15 protein-coding genes and 1 pseudogene are annotated in these 17,556 nt (G+C 71.6%); 6 read left to right on the forward strand and 10 right to left on the reverse strand.

Annotated elements, in window-relative coordinates:
- Positions 1 to 78: 78 nt before the first annotated feature.
- Entirely contained in the window at positions 79 to 240 is a 162-nt protein-coding gene (locus VMD50_RS24590) for a hypothetical protein (protein ID WP_325431648.1), read from the reverse strand.
- Between the two features lie 98 nt (positions 241 to 338).
- Positions 339 to 2,441: an ATP-dependent DNA helicase UvrD2 gene (locus tag VMD50_RS24595; protein ID WP_325431674.1), complete on the reverse strand. Its 2,103-nt coding sequence runs from the start codon at positions 2,439 to 2,441 to the stop codon at positions 339 to 341.
- Between the two features lie 113 nt (positions 2,442 to 2,554).
- Between VMD50_RS24595 and mrx1 the strand changes: the two genes are divergently transcribed.
- Positions 2,555 to 2,803 (forward strand): mycoredoxin Mrx1, encoded by a 249-nt coding sequence (gene mrx1, locus VMD50_RS24600; protein WP_325431650.1) that lies wholly within the window; start codon positions 2,555 to 2,557, stop codon positions 2,801 to 2,803.
- A 5-nt stretch (positions 2,804 to 2,808) separates the two neighbouring features.
- On the opposite strand, the gene nudC is transcribed toward mrx1, so the two are convergent.
- The 4 genes from nudC to VMD50_RS24620 form a co-directional block, all read right to left on the reverse strand.
- The gene (nudC, locus tag VMD50_RS24605) at positions 2,809 to 3,741 is read right to left on the reverse strand and encodes an NAD(+) diphosphatase (RefSeq protein ID WP_325431652.1); all 933 of its coding nucleotides are present in this window, start codon (positions 3,739 to 3,741) and stop codon (positions 2,809 to 2,811) included.
- A 3-nt stretch (positions 3,742 to 3,744) separates the two neighbouring features.
- Entirely contained in the window at positions 3,745 to 4,815 is a 1,071-nt protein-coding gene (locus VMD50_RS24610) for a potassium channel family protein (protein ID WP_325431654.1), read from the reverse strand.
- A gap of 94 nt (positions 4,816 to 4,909) precedes the next feature.
- Entirely contained in the window at positions 4,910 to 8,179 is a 3,270-nt protein-coding gene (locus VMD50_RS24615) for an ATP-dependent helicase (RefSeq protein WP_325431656.1), read from the reverse strand.
- Positions 8,176 to 11,307: an ATP-dependent helicase gene (locus VMD50_RS24620; protein ID WP_325431658.1), complete on the reverse strand. Its 3,132-nt coding sequence runs from the start codon at positions 11,305 to 11,307 to the stop codon at positions 8,176 to 8,178. The genes VMD50_RS24615 and VMD50_RS24620 overlap by 4 nt, the downstream gene beginning before the upstream one ends.
- Positions 11,308 to 11,392: 85 nt before the next feature.
- Between VMD50_RS24620 and VMD50_RS24625 the strand changes: the two genes are divergently transcribed.
- Genes VMD50_RS24625 through VMD50_RS24635 form a run of 3 tightly spaced genes read left to right on the forward strand, consistent with a single transcriptional unit; the run spans position 11,393 to position 12,680 of the window.
- The gene (locus tag VMD50_RS24625; RefSeq protein WP_325431660.1) at positions 11,393 to 11,599 is read left to right on the forward strand and encodes a hypothetical protein; all 207 of its coding nucleotides are present in this window, start codon (positions 11,393 to 11,395) and stop codon (positions 11,597 to 11,599) included.
- Positions 11,596 to 12,381, forward strand: a complete 786-nt coding sequence (locus VMD50_RS24630; protein ID WP_325431662.1) for an alpha/beta hydrolase — start codon at positions 11,596 to 11,598, stop codon at positions 12,379 to 12,381. The genes VMD50_RS24625 and VMD50_RS24630 overlap by 4 nt, the downstream gene beginning before the upstream one ends.
- Positions 12,382 to 12,383: 2 nt before the next feature.
- Entirely contained in the window at positions 12,384 to 12,680 is a 297-nt protein-coding gene (locus VMD50_RS24635) for an MGMT family protein (protein WP_325431664.1), read from the forward strand.
- Here VMD50_RS24635 and VMD50_RS24640 read toward each other — a convergent pair.
- From VMD50_RS24640 to VMD50_RS24650, 3 genes are all read right to left on the reverse strand, one after another.
- On the reverse strand, positions 12,677 to 13,531 hold the full coding sequence (locus tag VMD50_RS24640) for a TIGR02569 family protein (protein WP_325431666.1): 855 nt from the start codon (positions 13,529 to 13,531) through the stop codon (positions 12,677 to 12,679). The two genes, VMD50_RS24635 and VMD50_RS24640, sit on opposite strands and share 4 nt — an antisense overlap.
- 94 nt (positions 13,532 to 13,625) lie before the next feature.
- On the reverse strand, positions 13,626 to 14,828 hold the full coding sequence (moeZ, locus tag VMD50_RS24645; protein ID WP_414686162.1) for an adenylyltransferase/sulfurtransferase MoeZ: 1,203 nt from the start codon (positions 14,826 to 14,828) through the stop codon (positions 13,626 to 13,628).
- A 99-nt stretch (positions 14,829 to 14,927) separates the two neighbouring features.
- On the reverse strand, positions 14,928 to 15,953 hold the full coding sequence (locus VMD50_RS24650) for a DUF3152 domain-containing protein (protein WP_325431668.1): 1,026 nt from the start codon (positions 15,951 to 15,953) through the stop codon (positions 14,928 to 14,930).
- A 198-nt stretch (positions 15,954 to 16,151) separates the two neighbouring features.
- On the opposite strand from VMD50_RS24650, the gene VMD50_RS24655 reads away from it, so the two are divergent.
- Positions 16,152 to 16,832: an HTH-type transcriptional activator FasR gene (locus VMD50_RS24655; RefSeq protein ID WP_325431670.1), complete on the forward strand. Its 681-nt coding sequence runs from the start codon at positions 16,152 to 16,154 to the stop codon at positions 16,830 to 16,832.
- On the opposite strand, the gene VMD50_RS24660 is transcribed toward VMD50_RS24655, so the two are convergent.
- Complete coding sequence (locus VMD50_RS24660; protein ID WP_325431672.1) at positions 16,819 to 17,091, reverse strand: DUF3107 domain-containing protein; 273 nt, start codon at positions 17,089 to 17,091, stop codon at positions 16,819 to 16,821. The genes VMD50_RS24655 and VMD50_RS24660 overlap by 14 nt on opposite strands.
- 191 nt (positions 17,092 to 17,282) lie before the next feature.
- Between VMD50_RS24660 and VMD50_RS24665 the strand changes: the two are divergent.
- Positions 17,283 to 17,556 (forward strand): annotated as a pseudogene (locus tag VMD50_RS24665) (MmpS family transport accessory protein); the annotation flags it as partial.

The raw sequence follows: 17,556 nt of genomic DNA on the forward strand, positions 1-17,556 counted from the left end.
TTGAAAGGCTTGCGCCCCTAAAACTGTGGCCACGGATCCTGCTGACTTCGGGTCCGTGGCCATCTGCAAAGGGGCTGGCTAGAGAGGGCCCCAATCCACGGACGCGTCGGTCGCGGCGGCGACACGGTGCTTGACCGCTGCCGCCTTGGCGGCGGCGTGGGCAGAATGGGCGGTGGCCTTGGACCGGCCGGGAGCCAGAACCGCGGCGGCCACGCCTACACCGAACGCGTTGGTGATCATCGTGGCGGCCTCCTCTCAGCTGGCACCAGTGTGCGGGTTCGAGGGTAAATGGTAGCGGCCGGTCCTCACAACCGATTTTCTGACCTGCGCGTCTGCTCTCAGCGGGCCTGCCGGACCAGCTCGAGCACGTCGGGCCCGTACTGTTCGAGCTTTCGCGCGCCGATGCCCGGGATCGCGATCAGGGCCGCTTCGTCGTCGGGCACCAGCTCGGCGATCGCGATCAGCGTGTTGTCGGTGAAGACGACGTACGCGGGCACCTTCTGTTCCTTGGCGACGTCCAGTCGCCAGGCCTTGAGCCGCAGCAACAACTCCTCGTCGATGTCGGCCGCGCACGTTTCGCACCGCCGCAGCATGATGCCCGCCGGGGTGGTCAGGTTGTTGTTGCAGATCCGGCAGCGCGTCGCGGCGCCCCGGGCCCGGCGGGACTTGCCCGGCGCCGTGTCGGCGCGCGCCTGCGGTGCGATGCCGTTGAGGAACCGCGACGGCTTGCGGCTCTGCCGTCCGCCCGGGCTCCGGGCCAGCGCCCAGCTGAGCGCCAAATGCACTCGCGCCCTGGTGATTCCGACGTAGAGCAGCCGACGCTCCTCCTCGACGGCCTCGCTTTCGGGGCCGTGCGCCAGCGCGTGGGAGATGGGCAGCGTGCCGTCGGCCAACCCGACCAGGAACACCGCGTCCCACTCGAGTCCCTTGGCGGCGTGCAGCGAGGCCAGCGTGACACCCTGGACCACCGGCGGGTGCCGCGCGTCCGCCCGCAGCCGCAGCTCGGCCACCAGCCCCGACAGGTCGAGCTGTGGGCGCTGCGCAACTTCGTCGTCGACCAGCTCGGCCAGCCCGGACAGCGCCTCCCAGCGATCCCGCGCCCGGCTGCCGGTCGGTTCGCTCGCCGTCAGTCCCAGCGGCTCCAGGACCGCGCGAACCACCTCGGGCAACGGTCCCTCGGCGCCGCGATCGGCCGCGCGCTGCAGGGCCAGCAGCGCCTGCTTGATCTCCTGGCGGTTGAAAAACCCTTCACCGCCACGGATCTGGTAGGTGATCCCGGCCTCGGTCAGGGCCTCCTCGTAGACCTCCGATTGCGCGTTGACCCGGTAGAGCACGGCGATCTCGGAGGGCGGCGTGCCGGATTCGATCAGCCGGCCGATCGACGCCGCGACGGCGGCGGCCTCGCCGGTTTCGTCGGGGTGCTCGCGAAACGACGGCGCCGGGCCCGGCGCGCGCTGCCCGGACAGCTGCAGCTTGCTGCCGGCGACTCGGCCGCGGGCCGCGGCGATCACCTGATTGGCCAGCGAGACGACCTGCGGGGTGGACCGGTAGTCGCGTTCCAGGCGCACCACCGTCGCGTCCGGGAACCGCCGCGAGAAGTCGAGCAGGAACCGGGGTGTGGCCCCGGTGAACGAGTAGATGGTCTGGTTGGCGTCGCCGACGACGGTGAGGTCGTCGCGATCGCCGAGCCAGGCCGCGAGCACGCGCTGCTGCAGCGGGGTGACGTCCTGGTACTCGTCGACGACAAAGCAGCGATACCGGTCGCGGAACTCCTCGGCCACGGCGGCGTCGTTCTCGATCGCCGCCGCGGTGTGCAGCAGCAGGTCGTCGAAGTCGAGCAGCGCCATCGACTCGTCGCGCACCTTCAGCGCCTCGTAGGCGGAGTAGACGGCCGCGATCTGCTTGGCGTCCATCGGCACGTCCCGGCCGACATCGGCCACCGCGGACGGGTACTCCTCGGGACCGATGAGCGACGCCTTGGCCCACTCGATCTCGCCGGCCAGGTCGCGCACGTCGTCGGTACCGACATTGAGCCGGCAGCGGCTGGCGGCCCTGGCCACCACGGGGAACTTGCTGTCGAGCAGCTGCCAGCCGGTATCGCCGACCACGCGCGGCCAGAAGTAACGCAGCTGGCGGTGCGCGGCCGCGTGGAAGGTCAGAGCCTGCACGGCACCCACACCGGAACCCGTGTGCGCGCTCCGGGCGAGTGCGCGCAACCTGGAGCGCATCTCGCCCGCGGCCCGCTGGGTGAAGGTGACCGCCAGGACCTGCCCGGCGGCCACGTGCCCACCCGCGACCAGCTGGGCGATCCGGTGCGTGATGGTGCGCGTCTTGCCCGTCCCGGCGCCCGCGAGCACACAGACCGGACCCCGTGGGGCCAGCACGGCCTCGCGCTGCTCGTCATCCAGCTCGGCGGTCAGGGCGTCGGCGAGCATCGGCATGGGCTTCATCTTGGCTTCCATGAAAGCAGGAGTGGCCGACAAACACGCCGTGGCGCCGGGCCTGAATTGGGTTGCCGCGGAATTCCGCGTCGCCGCGCTACGTTGAGCGGGCTATGGCCAACGCTCTCACGGTTTACACGACGTCCTGGTGTGGCTTCTGCCATCGGCTCACGACGGCGCTCAAGTCCGGCGGGATCTCCTACGACGAGGTCGACATCGAGCAAGACCCGGCGGCGGCGGAGTTCGTCGGCTCGGTCAACGGCGGCAACCGGACGGTCCCGACGGTGAGGTTCGCCGACGGGTCCACGCTGACCAACCCGAGCGCGGCCCAGGTCAAGTCGAAGCTGGCCGAGGTCGGCTAGGGCGCTCAGCCGAGCGCGGCCCAGGATTCGATGATCACGCGCGCGATCGAAATCGAGCCGGGCAACAGCAGTTTCGACTCCGTCGAGGTCGACGCGCTGCTCCAGTCGCCGGCTTCCAGCGCCGCGCGCACCTCGTCGCGGGTGAACCAGTTCGCCTCGGCGATCTCACCGTCGTTGAACGAGAACTCCTCGTCGGGGTCCGCCACGGCGTGGAAGCCGACCATCAGCGAGCGCGGGAATGGCCAGGGCTGGCTGCCCAGGTAGCGCACATCGCGCACGGTCAGGCCGATTTCCTCGCGGATCTCGCGGGCGACACACACTTCGAAGGACTCGCCGGCCTCGACGAACCCGGCCAGCAGGGAGAACATCCGCTCCGGCCACACCGCCTGGCGGGCCAGCACCGCACGGTCGCCGCCGTCATGCACGAGACAGATCACCGCCGGGTCGATGCGCGGGAACTCCTCGTGACCGGTCACCGGGTTGACCCGCGACCAGCCACCTCGGGCCGGCCTGGTCGGTGAGCCGTCCGTCGCGCTGAATCGCGCGCTGTCATGCCAATTCAGCAGCGCGAGGGCCGAGGACACCAGTTGGCTGCTGGTGTCGTCGAAGATCCGGCCGAGGCTGCGCAGGTTCACCACCTCGGTCTGCACGGCGGGATCCTCGGGCGCTTGCAGCACGCCGCGGATGGCCCAGACGTGGCGGCCGTCCTCGATGCGGCCCAGGAATACCGCCTCCGGCGGCGGCTTGTCGGCCAGTGCGGCCGCGTTCCCGAGCACCACCCGGCCGTCGGCGACCAGCACCTGGTTGCGCGAATCCACCCGCAACAGCGCCGCATCCGCCCAGCCCGCGGTTGCCGCCTCGACGTCGGTGCGCAGTTGATCGGCGCGATCGGCGCCGACGCGTGACAGCACCGGGATATCTCGCAGCTGGAAATCCACGGGCTAGTGCCCCGCGTGCCGGATGTAGAGCAGCCGGTCGCTGGCCTCGATCGCGTCCACCTCGGGGGCACCGATGCGCAGCAGGTGGCCGTCGCGCACCACACCCAGCACGATGTCGCGCAAATGCCTTGGGGATCCCCCGATTTCGGTCTGCTCGACCTCGCGTTCGGCGATCGCCAGCCCCGCGTCGGGGGTCAGGAGGTCCTCGATCATCTCCACGACGCTCGGCGTGGTGGTGGCGAGGCCCAGCAGCCGGCCGGCCGTCTCCGAGGAGACCACCACCGAGTCGGCGCCCGACTGCTGTAACAGGTGCTGGTTCTCGGCCTCCCGGATCGACGCCACGATCTTGGCCTTGGGCGCCATCTCCCGCGCCGTCAGCGTGACCAGCACCGCGGTGTCGTCGCGGCTGGCGGCGACGACGATCGACGCCGCGTGCTGCGCCCCCGCCAGCCGCAGCACATCGGATTTGGTGGCATCGCCGTGGACGGTGACCAGGCCGGCCGATGCGGCGTGTTCGAGGGCCGACCGGTCGGTGTCGACGACAACGACCTCGCCCTGGGCCTCCTCGTCGCCGAGGATGGCCGCGACCGCCGTTTTGCCCTTGGTGCCGTAGCCGATCACGATGGTGTGGTTGCGCACTTTGCTCCTCCAACGCTGGATCTTCCACGCCTGCCGCGACCGCTCCGAAAGCACCTCGAGCGTCGTGCCGACCAACACGGCCAAGAACGCGATCCGCAGCGGCGTGAAGATCACGGTGTGAACCAGCCGCGCCGTTTCGGTGTAGGGAGTGATGTCGCCGTAGCCGGTCGTCGACAGCGACACCGCGGAGAAGTAGAGGCAATCCAAAAAGGTCAGCGGCTGGCCGCGCAGGTCGCGGTAACCACCGGCGTCCAGATAGACGATGACGGCGGCGCCGAACAACACCAGCAAAGCGATCGCCACGCGGCGCGCGATGACGCGGGTGGGGCTGGCGTGGTCCTCGGGGATGCGCAGCACCCCGACCAGCTGATGACCGGGCTGGGCGGTCAGCGTCTCGTCCAGACCGCTCAGTTTGCGCGCCCTACCGTTGCCCACGGCGCTCCGTCAACCACTCAGCCCCAGCGCACCAGACACGCACGACTCCTATGTAACCACGCTGGCGGGCCGCCCATGTCGCGAGCGGCGCACCTCACACGGCGACGGCGCCGCCGCCGGCGGGCCCGGCGAGCAACGCGGCCAGTTCGGCGGGTTCCGGCAGTTCATCGGGCGTGACGGTGGCGCCGGTGCGCACGTAATAGAAGGCGGTGCGCACCGCCGACTCCGAAACTCCGGACAACGCGGCCCACGCCAAGCGGTAGACCGCCAACTGGACGGCGGCCTGGCGCAGGGCTTCCGCCCCGCGCGGCGGCTCACCGGTCTTCCAGTCCACGACGGTGGCGCCGCCATCGGGGTCGGCGAACACCGCGTCGATGCGGCCGCGCACGACGGTATCCCCGATCGGCATGTCGAACGGCACCTCGACAGCCACCGGGGTGCGGGACGCCCAGCGCGATCCGGCGAACGTCGCCTGCAGCGCGGTCAATTCCTCGGTATCGCCGAACTCGGAGTCCGCCGCGCCCGGCAAATCGCCGAGATCGAACAGCGAGTCCGCACCGTAGAACTTCTGGACCCAGGCGTGAAAGGCGTTGCCGAGCGAGGCGTGGGGGTCCGGGCGGGTGGGCAGCCGATGCACCAGCCGCTGCACCGCGGCCGCCGGGTCACGCGCCAGGTCTACCAGCCCGCTGACCGACACCTGACTGGGCAGGGCGCGGGCGGGCCGGTGCTCCGAGCGTGCCCGCTCGGCCAGTAACGCATCGACGTCGGCGGCCCAGCCCTCGACGTCGGCGCCGGCCTCCCCGGTGTTCGCCGACATGGCCCGGACCACCAGCGCCGCCCCGCGCTCGACATCGCCGCGTCGCGCGGACAACGGGTCGGCGGGCCACATCGCCTCGATGACGTTGTCACGCATGGGGTTTAGCTCGCCCTCGGCGGGCGCGGGCGCCCACTGTTCCACCACGCCGCAGGGGTCGCCGCCGGCGGCCGAATCGTCGATGATGTCCTTGAGTTCGCACAGGAATTCCGACGGACCCCGGGGTTTGACCCCGCCGGATCCCCACTGATGGCCGGAGACCAGCAGGGTGTCCTCGGCGCGGGTGATGGCCACGTACAGCAGCCGGCGTTCCTCGTCGACGCGCCGCTGCTCGAGCTGGCGGCGGTGCTCGAAGATCTTGTCGGACAGCTGCTTTCGATTGGTGACATCGGAGGTGTCCAGCACCGGGATGCCCAGCGAGCCGGCCGAGGCGCGGTCGCCGCGCAACAGCGGCGGCAGCTCGGCGGCATCGGTGAGCCACGTGCTGCGCGACGCGGTGGACGGAAAGATTCCGCCCGACAGGTGCGCCACCGCGACCACTTGCCACTCCAGGCCCTTCGCGGAGTGCACCGTGAGGACCTGGACCCGGTCTTGCGCCACCGTCGGCGGGGCGGGCGGCAAACCGTTCTCGACCGCTTCGGCGACGTCCAGGTAGGCCAGCAGGCCGGCGGCCGACGCACCGGCCGACGCGTCCGTCGTTCGTTCGGCGTAACCGGCGACGACGTCGGCGAAGGCGTCGAGGTGTTCGGCTCCGGTCCAGGGCCGCGCGGCGGCAGCGGCCGCGCGCACTTCGCAGTCGACACCCAGCACGCGGCGCACCTCGGCGACCAGGTCGGGCAGGGAATGGTCGAGGTGGCCGCGTAGCGCGCCGAGTTCGGCGGCCAGCGCGGCGATGCGCTGATACCCCGCCGCCGAGTACGCGCCGGCCGGGCCGGGGTCGCTGATCGCGTCCGCCAGGCACGCGGCATCGGAGTCGGGGCCGGCCGCTATCGCGATCGACTCCGGCGACGGCGTCGCGCCCGTTCGTCCCCCGGCCAGGGTCAGCGCCCGCTGCCACAGCGCCGCGATATCCCGCCCCCCGAGGCGCCATCGCGGGCCCGTCAGCACCCGCATCGCCGCCGCGCCGGCCGTCGGATCGGCGACCAGCCGCAGCATGGCCACGACGTCGGCGACCTCGGGGACGGATATCAGCCCCGCCAAACCCACCACCTCGACCGGGATTCCGCGCGCGCGCAGCGCGTCGGCGATGGGTGCGGCGTCGGCGTTGCGGCGTACCAGCACCGCGGCGGTCGGCGGGCCGGCGCCGTCGGTCTGGGTCCGCCGGTACTGCCCTTGGAGCTGGTCGGCGATCCACTCGCGTTCGGCCCGCACGTCGGCGAGCAATGCGCAGCGGACGGTGCCGGGCGGGGCGTCCGGGCGGGAGCGCAAGGCGCGCACCGCAACCGAGCGCCGCCGCGCCTCCGCCGATATGGCGTTGGCCACCCGCAGGGCGCTGGGCGGGTTGCGCCAGCTGGTCCGCAACTCCAGGACCGGCGCGGGCGTGCCGTCGGCGCGGGGGAAGTCGGTGGTGAACCGCGGCAGATTCGTCGCCGAGGCGCCGCGCCAGCCATAGATCGACTGGATCGGATCACCGACGGCCGTCAGCGCCAGCCCGTCGTCGACTCCTCCGCCGAACAGCGCCGACAGCGCGATGCGCTGGGCGTGCCCGGTGTCCTGGTACTCGTCGAGCAGCACCACCCGGTAGCGGTTCCGCAGCTCCTCGCCGACCTGAGGGAAGGCCACCGCCAGCCGGGCGGCCGACGCCATCTGCATGCCGAAGTCCATCGCCTTCGCGGCGCGCATGCGGTCGCCCAGAGCGTCGAGCAGCGGGACCAGCGCGGCGCGCTCGGTCTGGGCAGCCAGCAGCCGCAGCAGCCACTGGCTGGGCCCGCGGTCGCGCTGGTAGGGGCCGGCGGGCAGGGCGTGGATCAGCCGTTCCAGCTCGACGTGGGTGTCGCGGAGCTCGCCGGTGTCCACCAGGTGCTCGGCCAGCTGGCCCCACAGCCGCAGCACCATCGAGGTGACCGCGGCCGGGGTCTTGTCGGTGCGCAGCTCCCCGCGGTACCCGTTGACCACGCCGAAGGCCAGCTGCCACAGCTCGGTTTCGCCGAGCAGCCGGGTGTCGGGCTCGACGGGCAGCAGCAGGCCGTGGTCCCGCAGCAGCGCGCCGGCGAAGGCGTGGTAGGTGCTGACCGCCGGGGTGCCCTGCGCGTCGGCGGCCGCGTCCTGGCCGAGGCCGGCCAGCCGGGCCAGGCGGGAGCGCACCCGGCGCAGCAGCTGGCCGGCGGCCTTGCGGGTGAAGGTCAGTCCGAGCACCTGGCCGGGTTCGGCGTAGCCGTTGGCGACGAGCCACACCACCCGCGCGGCCATCGTCTCGGTCTTGCCGGCGCCGGCCCCGGCGATGATGACCAGCGGGCCCGGCGGGGCGGCGATGACGGCGGCCTGCTCGGCGGTGGGCGGGAAAAGCCCGAGCGCGCGGGCTAATTCGGCGGGGGTGTAGCGCGGGTTCACGACGCCGTCCCGTCGGCGTGGGCGGGACAGCAGGGCCGTATCGGGCAGTGCGTGCAACCGTCGTTGCGCCGGGCGACGAACTGCGGCCCGGCCGTCGCGTCGGCGGCCAGCCGCACGAGGTTGCGCCATTCGTCCCGGGCGGCCCTCGTCAGCGGATCCTGCTCGCGCACGACGGCACCGGCGGCGCCCGCCTTGCCCACGTACACCAGCCGCGCCCCGCCGGGCTCAATCCCTTCGGGGATCATGCCGTCGGCCACCGCCAGCTGGTACATCGCCAGCTGCGCGTGTTGTTGGGCGTCGTCCTTGCTGACGGGCGTTTTGCCGGTCTTGATGTCGACGATGACAAGCCGCCCGGCCGCGTCGCGTTCCAGCCGGTCCACTCGCCCGCGCAGCCGGATTTCGCCGCCGCCTTCGCGCGGTGTGCCGAGCGTTCCGTCGACGTCCACCTCGACGCCGACCTCGGTGAGCTCACCCCGGGTCTGCGCCCGCCACTCGAAGAACGCCTGAACCATGGCGCGGTGCCGGGCCAGCTCGTTGGCCGCATGCCACTGCGCGTCGAAGGGCAGATGCTCCCAGGCCCGGTCCAGCTCGGCAAGCAATTCCGATTCCGTTTTGTCCGGTTCGGCGATCAGCGCGTGCAGCACCGAGCCGAGGGTGGAGCGCAGCTCCCGGGCGTTGGCACCACCGTGCCGTTCGGCCAGCCAGCGCAGCGGGCAGTCGTTGAGCGTCTGCAGGGTCGACGGCGTCAGCGTGACGGGCTCGTCAGCCGCCCGCAGCGGTTCACCGGTGCTGACGGGCAGCAGGCCGTGCCAGCCGGCCGGATCGGCACCCGGGACACCGGCCCTGGCCATCCGGGCCAATTGCGTTGCGGCGCAATGGCGGGCGGTGTCGTCGACGGCGCCGTCGGGCGCACACGCGACGCCGCGCAGCCGGCCCACCAGGGCCGCGGTGGACAGCACCCGCGGCGACGAAAACGGTTGTGCTGCAAGGGAATCAGTGCCGCCATCGGCCCACTGCGCGAGTTCGTAAAAGAACGCCGACGGCAGCGCGGCCTCCCCCTCCGGCCCGCCGGGCTCGCCGTCCACGGCCGTCACCAGCAACCGGCGCCGGGCGCGGCCCAGCGCCGCCACCAGCAGCCTGCGCTCCTCGGCCAGCAGCGGTGCCCGCACCGACGCGTCCCCGCCGACACCGTCGAGCACGTCGAGCAGCCGCTGGGTGTTCAGCACGCCACCGCGCGGAACGGTGTTGGGCCACAACCCCTCCTGCAAGCCGGCGATGACCACGAAGTCCCATTCGTGTCCCAGCGCGGCGTGCGCGCTGAGGACCCTGACCTGCTCGGCCTGGGATGCCGGCTCGGCGCTGGCGCCGGGCAGCTGCAGCGCCGCGACGTGCTCGACCAGGCCGCGCAGGGACGCGCCGGGCGTGCGGGACACATAGTGTTCGGTGATGTCGAACAGGGCGGTCACCGCCTCCAGGTCCCTGGTGGCCTGGGCGCCGGCGGGGCCGCCGCGCTCGCTGGCCGTCAGCCAGCGGCGCTGCAGACCGGACCGGTGCCAGGCGGCCCACAGGGTGTAGCGCGGATCTTGGCCGTCGCGATCGCAGCGCGCGGCCGCGTCCAGCACCGCGCGCACCCGCCGCAGCGCACGGGACTGCGGCGGGAAAGGCGCCTCGGTGTGCAGGGCCTCGACGAGCAGGCCGCCGAAGTCCCCCGGCGCGCGATCGGGGTGGGCGCGCCGCAGGGTTCGGCGCAGCTGCCGCGACGACACCGGATCGACGCGGCCGATGGGGCCGGTCAGCAGCGCCAGGGCCTGTTCGCCGTCGAGCCCGCCGGCGGTGGCCGCCAATACGGTGAGCAGCGCCCGGGCCGCGGGCTCGTCGGACAACGATCCGCCCGACGGGGGCGTGGCCGCCGGGACGCCGGCGGCGGCCAGCGCGCGCGGCAGCCGCGCTCCGGCGCGCGGCACCGACCGGACGATGACGGCCATCCGCGACCAGGGCACCCCGTCGACCAGATGGGCGCGCCGCAACGCGTCGGCGATCATCGCGGCCTCCGCGTGTGCCGAGGCGGCCAGGCGCGTCGTGACGGATCCGTCCTCGGAGCCGGTGGCGTCGATGTGCCTGCCGGCGCTGCCACCCGGTAGCCGGCGCGCCACGCCGCTGACCGCGCGCGCCACGGCCGGCGCGCAGCGATGCGACACCGTCAGCGTCACCGACGGTGAATCGTCGGCCAACAACCCGGACGCGTCGCCGCCGCGGAAGCCGAACACCGCCTGATTCGGGTCGCCGGCGATCAGCGTCGTCTCCGTGCCCGCCGCCAGCGCCCGAACCAGGCCGGCCGCCTGCGGGTCGAGTTGCTGGGCGTCGTCGACCAGCAGGACGCGGACGCGGTTGCGCTCGGCCGCCAGCAATTCCGCATCAACCGCGAAGGCCTCCAGCGCGGCGCCCACGAGCTCGGCGGCACCCAGCGCCGGCGTCGTGGCCTGCGGCGCCGCCGTCCCGACCGCCGCCCGCAGCAACATCACCTGCTCGTACTGTCGCGCGAATTGGCCGGCGGCGGTCCATTCCGGACGCCGGCACCGGCGGCCCAGCCGCTCCAGTTCCTGCGGGTCCACTCCGCGTTCGGCGCAGCGCGCCAACAGGTTTCGCAGCTCGGTGGCGAAACCGGCGGTGGCCAGGCCGGGCCGCAGGTGGACCGGCCACGCGCTGGCCGCGCGCGGTCCGTCTTCGAGGTCGCCGGCCAGCAGTTCCCGGATGATGGCGTCCTGTTCGGCGCTGGTGACCAGCCGCGGGGGCGCGTCGCCGGCGCGCTCGGCGGCCCGCCGCAACACCGCGTACGCGTAACCGTGCACGGTGCGCACCAGTGGCTCGCGCACGGCGGCGCGGCAGGGGCCGGTAGACCGGGACCGCAGCAGCGCCGTCGTCAACGCGCTGCGCGCCCGGACCCCGATCCGGCCGGAACCGGTAAGCAGCAGGACCGATTCCGGATCGACACCCGCACCGATCCGGGCGACCGCGGCGTCGACCAGCAGGCTGCTCTTCCCGGTGCCGGGCCCGCCCAGGACGCGCACCCGCCCGCGCAGGCCGGGCGCCAGAACGGCGCGGGCCTCGTCGTCCCAGGTGTATGACATGGCTGCATGCAATCACAGGGGTCTGACACGATCGGGATACTGGACTTGAAGAAACCGAAACGCCCCCTAGGCAAGGAGGGATTCGATGGGCTTCGATTTTGGCGGTCCCGACGACGGAGTGCCCGAAGCGGACGCTGCGGAGCAGCGGCAGGCGGCCGACTCCGATGACGAGGCCGGCCTGGACACCGCGTACCTGGACGACGCCACCGATCGCGATGCCAACGAAGCCGACGTGATCGAGCAGGCTTTCATCGTCCCCACTGACGACGATTGGGACGACGTCCACGGGTGAGCGCCGACCTGCACGTGCACCGCTACGGCCCGGCCGGTCCGGTGCGGCTGCTGGCCCTCCACGGGCTGACCGGTTACGGGGGGCGTTGGCGGCACCTGGCCGGCTACCTGCCCGAGATCGCCGTCGCCGCACCCGATCTGCTCGGCCACGGTAGATCGTCGTGGGCGGCGCCATGGACCATTGACGCCAACGTCTCGGCGCTGTCCGCGCTGCTCGACGATGACGCCGACGCGCCGGTGCTGGTGGTCGGCCACTCCTTCGGCGGCGGGCTGGCGCTGCACCTGGCCGCGGCCCGCCCGGACCGGGTGGCGGCGCTGCTGCTGCTCGACCCGGCGGTCGGGTTGGACGGTGCGTGGATGCGCGACATCGCCGACGGGATGTTCTCCTCCCCCGACTACCCCGGCGCCAGGGAAGCCCGCATGGAAAAGGCGACGGGCTCCTGGGCGGATGTGGACCCGGCGCTGCTGGCGTCCGAGATCGACGAGCACCTGATCGAGTTGCCCAACGGGCGCTACGGCTGGCGGGTCAGCCTGCCGGCGATGATGTCGTACTGGAGCGAACTGGCCCGCGACGTCGTGCTGCCGCCGGCCGGGACGACCACCATCCTGGTGCGGGCGAAGCAGACCTCGCCGCCGTACGTGAGCGATCGGCTGATCGCGGGGCTGCAGGAACGGCTGGGCTCCGATTTCGAGCTGCTGGATTTCGACTGCAACCACATGGTGCCCCACGCCAAGCCCACCGAAGTCGCGGCGCTCGTGCGCGGGCTGCTGGAGGCCCGCTGACCGTGGCGCCGGTGACCGACGAGCAGGTCGAGCGGGTGCGTTCGCTGGTCGCGGCGATCCCGTCCGGCCGGGTCGCCACCTATGGCGACATCGCCGCTGCCGCAGGGCTTTCCAGCCCGCGCATCGTCGGATGGATCATGCGGACCGACTCCTCGGACCTGCCCTGGCACCGGGTGATCACCGCGTCCGGGCGCCCGGCGCGGCACCTGAGGACCCGGCAGCTGGAGTTGCTGCGCGCCGAAGGGGTGCTGGCCGTCGACGGCCGGATCGCGCTAAACGAGGTCCGCGACGAGTTTTAGAGGACCAGCCGTACCAGGGCCGCGGTGCGGGCCAGGCCCGGGAACGCCTCGGCCGTCGACCGCGGGTGCAGCGCGTGGACCGCAAGGCGAAACATCAACGCCCGCAACAACATCTGCGGCCACTCCGGTAGCGCGTTCCACCGTTCGATGAGCCCGTCGTCGGCCTCGCCCCAGGACAGCGCGTCGACGACGACGACGCCGGCGGCCCACGACGCGGGCCGCCAGTAGGGCGTGATGTCGGTGATCCCCGGCGCCGCGGTGCCGATGAAAAGCACTGTGCCGTAAAGGTCCCCGTGGACGAGCTGGTTGGGGCTCTTGGTCGGCCTGCGCAGCGTGGCCAGCTGGCTGATCAGCTCGACGGATCGCTCGGGGTCCGCCGACGCCGGGGCGGTGCGCGCTCCCGGCGGCACGGACGCCAGGGGCCGCTCCTCCCACGCCGCGCGGTCGGCGGCGATGAACACATCGACGTCCGACCACGGCGCGGTGGGCCCCTGGGTCAGGAACCGGGGGCGTTCCAGTTTGCCGGTCGCCTCGTGCAGCCGGACCGCCGCCGAGACGACTTCGTCATGCCTGGGCTCCGGCGTGCCGGCGACGAACGTGTCCGCCCGCCAGCCGGACACGACGTACCGCCCGTCGGTGGAGCGAACCGGCCGGGCCAACCGGACGCCGTCCACGAACAGCGTCTCCCGCACCCGGGCCGACCAGGCCGCGCGCGCGTGGTCGGCCACGACCGACAACACGACTTCGCCGCATCGCCAGCCGCCTTCCCAGCTGGCGCCCAACGGGACGGGCTTCACACCGGTCAAACCGAACGCCGCCAGCACATGCTCCGGCGGTGGCTCGACTGTCACAGGGGTCAGCCTAGACGAGCCCACCTGCGGCGACCGCGAGCGCGGCGCAGCCGGGCGCGGCGGGTCGCCGCCAGACTTGCAGGGGTTATCGGGGTCAGTACATCGCCATGTCGGGCTGCATCTGTCTGGCCCACGCCACGATGCCGCCCTGCAGGTGGACCGCATCGGAGAATCCGGCCCTCTTCACCGCGACCAGCGCCTCAGCCGAGCGCACGCCGGTCTTGCAGTACAGCACCGCCCTGCGGTCGCGGGGCAGCCGCGCCAGCCCCTCACCGGAACTGAGCAGCGACTTGGGGATCAGCTGGGCGCCATCGATGTGGTTGATGTCCCACTCCACCTGCTCGCGGACGTCGATCAGGGCCAGCTTCTGGCCCGAATCGAGCAACTCGCGCAGCTCCCGCGGGGTGATGGCGGAATCGGCGACACCAGCGCCTTCCAAGCCTTCCGGGGACACCGTGCCGCAGAAATCCTCGTAGTCGATCAGTTCGGTGATCCTCGGCCTGGAAGCGTCCGAGGGGTCCTTCCGGATGCGGATCGTGCGGTAGCTCATCTGCAGCGCGTCGTACATCATCAACCGGCCCAGCAGCGGTTCGCCGATCCCGGCGATCAGCTTGATCGCCTCGGTGCCCATCACCGACGCGATCGAGGCGCAGATGATGCCCAGCACGCCGCCCTCGGCGCAGGAGGGCACCATCCCGGGTGGCGGCGGCTCGGGGTAGAGGTCGCGGTAGTTCAGGCCCCGCCCGTCGGGGGCGTCCTCCCAGAACACCGACACCTGGCCCTCGAACCGGTAGATCGACCCCCACACGTACGGCTTTTTCGCCAGCACCGCGGCGTCGTTGACCAGGTAGCGGGTGGCGAAATTGTCGGTGCCGTCGACGATCAGGTCGTACTGCCCGAACAGCTCGACGGCGTTGTGCGGCTCCAGCCGGAACTCGTGCAACCGGACGTCGACCAGGGGGTTGATCGCCGAAATCGACTCGCGCGCCGACCGGGCCTTGGACCGCCCGACGTCGGCCACGCCGTGGATGATCTGGCGCTGTAGGTTGGACTCGTCGACGACGTCGAAGTCGACGATGCCGATGGTGCCCACCCCGGCCGCGGCCAGGTAGAGCAAGACGGGGGCGCCGAGTCCGCCGGCGCCGATCACCAGCACCCGAGCGTTTTTCAGTCGCTTCTGACCGTCGACACCCAGGTCGGGAATGATGAGATGGCGGCTGTAGCGCGCCACCTCATCGCGACTCAGCTCGGCTGCGGGCGCGACCAGCGCCGGCAGTGGCGTCTGCGATGTCGACACCGAACATCTCCTCGGTAGCTTTCGTCAGCTCTATCCATCACAGCAGTTGCCCGGATCAACGGCAAACGAGCGGGGCTACTTCCCGGGCCCGTCGCCGAGTCAGGCGATGGGATACGGCCAGGGGTTGAATCGGCACGTCTTGCCGTCGGCCTTGACGACGTCGGGGTCGAACTTGGCGGCGTCGTCGTTGGACGTGGAGAACGTCTGCTGCATCATCACCGGCGCCAGACCGCCTTGCTGCTCGCAGGGCTCGTGCCGCACGTAGCCGATGGCGTGGCCGACCTCGTGGTTGATCACATACTGCCGATATGACCCGACGTCGCCCTCGAACGGGACGGCCCCGCGCACCCAGCGCGCCTCGTTGATGAAGACCCGGGCCTCCCGGCCGGGTCCGTAAACCGGGTTGTAGCAGGACGTCTCCAGCCGGAATTCGTAGCCGCACCCACCGCGCACCGTGACCGGCGACACCAGCGAGATGCGGAAGTCGGGTTTGCCGTTATCGATCCGGACGAAGGCGAACTGCGGGTTGTGCGTCCAGCCCTTGGGATTGCCGAGCGTCTGATCGACCATCTGGGCGAAGGCCTCGTCGCCGCCGAACATCGTGGCGTCGATGCCGTTTTCGACCTCGACGGTGTACCGGACCACCTTGGCGGTGCCCTGGCCGATCTGCGGCGTCCCGCCCGGCACGATGTGCCACGTCTTGTCGCCCGCCTCGGTGAATGGGCCGCCGTCGGGCAGCGTGCCGGCCGGCAGGTTCGCGTCGAAGGCGGCCAGCCCTCGGGGCGGTGCGTCGATGATCGAGGTGCCCACCGCGCCGATGTCCGGCGTGCCCTGAATGGATTGCGTCGCCGTCGGTTTCGGCGCGCCGGTGCCGGTCACGGTCTGATAGATCACCAACCCGGTGAGCACCACCAGGGCGGGCAACGCGTAGGCGCGCCAGCCGTAGGTGGAGACGAACCGTCCCAACCACGTCTGCTTGCGCCATTGCCGCGGCCGCTCGCGGTCGGCCCGCGTCCTTCCGGCGTCCCCGGCGATCGGGTCGCGCAGGGCCCGCAGTGGTTCTCGCCACTCGTCGCGCGGCACCGGAACTCGACCGGTGCCGCGCACAGGCCGCTGGGACGTCATTTCCCCAGGATTGCACAGCCGGCACCGCGACCACCCTTGGCGCGCCCGAATGCGGCCCCCCGACACCGCTTCTGCCAGCGCCGACGGCGCCGATGGCAGTCGCCGGGCCGTTACGGGTAGTAATGTCGTTGCGACTAGCCGCGTGCGGCTGGCCCCGGCGGGCCGACGGCCAGTTGCCAACGATCAGATGAGGACTCGATGAGCGATCTCGCCAAGGCGGCACGGCGCACCGTGAAGCCGGCTGACCGTCGGCCGGGAGACGGCGTGGTGCCCGCCAATCGGCGCGGCAACCGCCTGCCGCGCGACGAGCGCCGTGGCCAGTTGCTGATCGTGGCGAGTGATGTCTTCGTCAACCGGGGCTACCACGCGGCCGGCATGGACGAGATCGCCGACCGGGCGGGAGTCAGCAAACCCGTTCTGTACCAACACTTTTCGAGCAAGCTGGAGCTGTACCTGGCGGTGCTGGCACGGCACGTCGAGAACCTGGTCTCGGGGGTGCAGCAGGCATTGCGCACCACCACCGACAACCGGCGGCGGTTACACGCGGCGGTGCAGGCGTTCTTCGACTTCATCGAGCACGACAGCCAGGGTTACCGGCTCATCTTCGAGAACGACTACGTCACCGAGCCCGAGGTGGCGGCGCAGGTGCGAGTGGCCACCGAATCGTGCATCGACGCCGTGTTCGACCTGATCAGCGCCGATTCCGGCCTGGATCCGCACCGCGCACGCATGATCGCGGTGGGACTGGTCGGCATCAGCGTCGACTGCGCCAGGTACTGGCTGGACTCCGACCGCCCGATCTCCAAGGCGGACGCCGTCGACGGCACCGTCCAGTTCGCCTGGGGCGGGCTGTCCCACGTCCCGCTTACTCGCTCTTAGCGGCCTTGCTCGCGTGCCTGGCGGCCGATTCGGCCCCGATCCCGAACCCGACCCGGCGCGCGTCGGCGACACCGATTTCTACGTAGGCGATCTTGGCGCTCTGAATCAGGAAGCGACGGCCCCGCTCGTCGTTCAGGCTGAGCAGGCCCGACTCGTCGCGCAGCGCGGCCGCGACGAGCTCTTCGACTTCGGCTTGCGTCTGCGTACTGGACAAGACCAGCTCCCGCGGACTGTCCGTGATACCGATTTTGACCTCCACGGTGGCCCCTTCCGTTGGCATTGAAGTTCGCAGACGCGTCAGCAGCAGGCTAGTGGACGGCCCCGCGGCGCATGTCCCCCCGGGCCCCGGTTCGCGGTAAGCGAAGCCCAGTTCGCCCGAAGATAACGATTCGCTCCCAGCTCGGCCAACATGCCGCTCGCCGGCCAGTGGCCGTTAATCACGTCAGTAACATCGGCACCATCAGACACATGGTCACCGATCGTCTCGGCCCAGTCTCTGGTCCAATCCAGGACTGCCCCGACGACGACTACGACGGAGCCGACACCGACGTCCTGGACGGCTACGGCGCCCTGGCCTGGCCGGACGACACCCGCTGGCGCCCGGCCGCCGCGATCCTCGGCGCCGTCGTGGCCGTCGGCGCCATCGCGACGGCCGTCATCATCAACAGCGGCGACAGCGCCTCGACCAAGGCGACCGTCGGCGCGCCCGTTCCGCCACCGCTGA

The organism is Mycobacterium sp., from assembly GCF_035506235.1.
Taxonomy (GTDB): domain Bacteria; phylum Actinomycetota; class Actinomycetes; order Mycobacteriales; family Mycobacteriaceae; genus Mycobacterium.